Source organism: Streptomyces pathocidini (genome assembly GCF_001418495.1).
Taxonomy (GTDB): domain Bacteria; phylum Actinomycetota; class Actinomycetes; order Streptomycetales; family Streptomycetaceae; genus Streptomyces; species Streptomyces pathocidini.
Genome location: NZ_LIQY01000075.1, coordinates 1 through 3803 on the forward strand (window position 1 = coordinate 1; position 3803 = coordinate 3803).

4 protein-coding genes are annotated in these 3803 nt (G+C 71.0%); all 4 read left to right on the forward strand.

The features are described from left to right. The coding region (gene pspAB, locus AOK16_RS05010; protein WP_055470998.1) for a PspA-associated protein PspAB at window positions 1–527 on the forward strand (527 nt) is incomplete at its 5' end. Between the two features lie 284 nt (window positions 528–811). After that, window positions 812–1795 (forward strand): ABC transporter ATP-binding protein, encoded by a 984-nt coding sequence (locus tag AOK16_RS05015; protein WP_079101071.1) that lies wholly within the window; start codon window positions 812–814, stop codon window positions 1793–1795. Then, window positions 1785–2708 (forward strand): ABC transporter permease subunit, encoded by a 924-nt coding sequence (locus AOK16_RS05020; protein WP_055471000.1) that lies wholly within the window; start codon window positions 1785–1787, stop codon window positions 2706–2708. Before AOK16_RS05015 ends, AOK16_RS05020 begins: the two co-directional genes overlap by 11 nt. A gap of 49 nt (window positions 2709–2757) precedes the next feature. Then, on the forward strand, window positions 2758–3675 hold the full coding sequence (locus AOK16_RS05025) for an ABC transporter ATP-binding protein (protein ID WP_055471001.1): 918 nt from the start codon (window positions 2758–2760) through the stop codon (window positions 3673–3675). Window positions 3676–3803 lie beyond the last annotated feature (128 nt).

Sequence of the window (3803 nt, forward strand, 5' to 3'; positions counted from 1 at the left end):
CCGCCGCCGCGATCACCCTCCAGGCGGGCGCCGGCTACGCCCCGACCGGTGTCGGCTCGGTGTGCTTCGCCAGCGTCGAGGGCGGCGCCTTCGCCCGGATCCAGGACGACGTACGGCAGTTGCTCGACGCCGGCGCCGGCCGGGGCGGCGTACCGGTCGAGTTCAGCCGGGACGCGTACGGCTACACCTGGCTCCTGGTCCGCCGTCCCGCGGACGACACGGCCTCCCTGGTCAACGACCTCCATGCCGTCAACACCCTTCTGCAGGAGGGCGGTTTCGGGCCGCAGCTGCTCTGCTCGCTCGTCGACTTCCGCGAGGCCGCGGGGGATCGCGCACTCGCGCTGGTCTACCTCTACAAGCGCGGCACGTTCTACCCCTTCGCCCCGATCCCCGGCACGTCCGAGAGGCGCGACAACGCCCTGGAGCTCCAGATCAAGTCGCTGCTCGCGGACGACCTGCGGATCGAGGAGGACCTCGGCCGCTGGTTCCCGGTATGGGGCGCGCCGGGCCTGGGCGCGCCCTCCTGACGTCCTCACCCCGCGCCATGTCCCCGCCCCGCGCAACGTCCTCACCCCGCTCCGTGACGAACTCGGTTGTCCGGCCCGCCAGTTGATCTGGTCGGCCCTTCGAATGTGACAGCGCGGCCCGACTGGCGGCAAGGGGCGTACGCAATCTGTGGATACCGCTGGTAACAAAGGGGGTTGGGGGTCACGGGGCGCAAACCCCTACGGGCGCGTCCACCTCCAGGCGGAGTCGGATCCAGCCTCCGAGGCTGACGTCAACTGTGCCGAACGCCACTACGGTCGGGTGCGTGACTGTGATCGCGACCGAAAGCCTCAGCAAGCGGTTTCCCAGGGTGACCGCGCTCGACCGGCTCTCCGTGGACATCACCCCGGGCGTCACCGGCCTGGTGGGCGCCAACGGAGCCGGCAAATCCACCCTGATCAAGATCCTGCTCGGCCTGTCCCCCGCCACCGAGGGCCGTGCCTCCGTGCTCGGGCTCGACGTCGCCACGCAGGGCAGCGCCATCCGCGAGCGGGTCGGCTACATGCCCGAGCACGACTGCCTGCCACCCGACGTCTCGGCCACCGAGTTCGTCGTCCACATGGCGCGCATGTCCGGGCTGCCGCCCACCGCCGCCCGCGAGCGCACCGCCGACACCCTGCGCCACGTCGGCCTGTACGAGGAGCGCTACCGGCCCATCGGCGGCTACTCGACCGGCATGAAGCAGCGCGTCAAGCTCGCCCAGGCGCTCGTCCACGACCCGCAGTTGGTGCTCCTGGACGAGCCGACCAACGGCCTCGACCCGGTGGGCCGGGACGAGATGCTGGGCCTGATCCGCCGCGTCCACACCGACTTCGGCATCTCGGTCCTGGTCACCTCCCACCTGCTCGGCGAACTCGAGCGCACCTGCGACCACGTCGTGGTCATCGACGGCGGCGCGCTGCTGCGCTCCAGCTCCACCAGCGACTTCACCCAGACCACCGCGACCGTCGCGGTCGAGGTCACCGATACCGACCGCCACCCCGACGGCACGGCCGCCCTGCGCGAGGCGCTCGCCGCCGCGGGCATCGCGGTGCACGCAGGCGGGCGCGCGCCTGGCGCCGGGCACGTCCTGCTGCTGGACGTGGCCGACGACAGCACGTACGACACCGTTCGCGACACGGTCGCAGGACTCGGGCTCGGACTCGTGCGCATGGAGCAGCGCCGCCACCAGATCGCCGAGGTCTTCCGTAAGGAAGACGACCGGGACGACACCCAGGCGCGGAGCGCCGGAGGCCACGATGCAGCCTGAGACCACCGCACCGGCCACGGTGCCGGCGCAGGGCACGGACCCCACCCGTATCCACAACATCGGATACCGCTCCTACGAGGGCGCCCGGCTGGGCCGCGCCTACGCCCGGCGCTCGCTGTTCACACAGAGCCTGCGCGGCGCGTACGGGCTCGGCAGGTCGGCCAAGTCCAAGGTGCTGCCGATGCTGCTGCTCGCCGTGATGTGCCTGCCCGCGGGCATCCTGGTGGCGGTCACCGTCTTCACCAAGGCCAAGGAACTGCCCCTGGAGTACACCAGCTACGCGGTCTACCTCCAGGCGGTCATCGGCCTCTTCCTCGCCTCCCAGGCGCCGCAGTCCGTCTCCCGGGACCTGCGCTTCAAGAGCGTGCCGCTCTACTTCTCCCGCCCCATCGAGCGCGTCGACTACGTGGCGGCCAAGCTCGCGGCGATGGCGTCGGCCCTGTTCATCCTGACCACGGTGCCGCTCCTGATCCTTTATGCCGGGGCGCTGCTGGCCGAACTCGACTTCACCGACCAGACCAAGGGCTTCGCGCAAGGACTGGTGTCCGTGGCTCTGCTGTCCGTCCTCTTCGCCGGCATCGGCCTCGTGGTCGCCGCGCTCACCCCGCGCCGCGGCTTCGGAGTCGCCGCCGTGATCGCCGTGCTGACCATCTCGTACGGCGCGGTGTCCACCGTCCAGGCCATCGCCTACGAGCAGGGCGACCCCGAAGTGGCGGGCTGGCTCGGCCTGTTCTCGCCGATCACGATCATCGACGGGGTGCAGACGAGGTTCCTCGGCGCCACCTCCTCCTTCCCCAGGGAGGCCGGGCCGCCGAGCGCCTTCGCCGGGGTCGTCTACCTGGCCGCCGCCTTGGCGCTGGCCGCCGGCTCGTACGCCCTCCTGATGCGCCGCTACCGAAAGGTCGGGCTGTGACAGTCCACCCGTCGCCCGCCCCCACCCTTCTCAAGAATGGGCTGCGCCCATGACAACCCTGTCTATCGACCACGCCTCCCGCTGGTTCGGGAACGTCGTCGCGGTCAACGACATCACCATGACGATCGGCCCCGGCGTGACCGGCTTGCTCGGCCCCAACGGCGCCGGCAAGTCCACCCTCATCAACATGATGGGCGGCTTCCTCGCCCCCTCCACCGGCACCGTCACCCTCGACGGCACCGCGGTCTGGCGCAACGAGCGGGCGTACCGCCACATCGGCGTCGTCCCCGAGCGGGAGGCGATGTACGACTTCCTCTCGGGCCACGAGTTCGTCCTCGCCAACGCCGAGTTGCACGGCCTGCCCGACCCCGGCGCCGCCGCGCGCAGGGCGCTGGCGACGGTCGAGATGGAGTACGCGGAGAAGCGCAGGATCGCCACGTACAGCAAGGGCATGCGGCAGCGCGTGAAGATGGCCTCCGCGCTGGTGCACGACCCGTCCGTGCTGCTGCTGGACGAGCCGTTCAACGGCATGGACCCGCGGCAGCGCATGCAGCTGATGGACCTGCTGCGGCGGATGGGTGAGGACGGGCGCACGGTCCTGTTCTCCTCCCACATCCTGGAGGAGGTCGAGCAGCTCGCCGCCCACATCGAGGTCGTGGTGGCGGGGCGGCACGCGGCCTCCGGCGACTTCCGCAAGATCCGCCGGCTGATGACGGACCGGCCGCACCGCTATCTCGTACGGTCCAGCGACGACCGCGCGCTGGCCGCGGCGCTGATCGCCGACCCGTCGACGGCGGGCATCGAAGTCGACGTCGAGGAGGGCGGGTTGGGCATCCAGGCCGTGGACTTCGCCCGCTTCACCGAGCTCCTGCCGCGGGTCGCCCGCGAACAGGGCATCCGGCTCTTCACGGTCTCGCCCTCGGACGAGTCGCTGGAGAGCGTTTTCTCCTACCTGGTCGCGGCGTGAGGGGACCCGAACCGATGTCATCGCTCTACCACCCCACCGTGGCCCGCCTCACCTACCGGGCCCTGCTCGGCCGCCGCCGCGCCCTGATCCTCTTCATCCTGCCGGGGCTGCTGCTGGCCCTCTCCCTG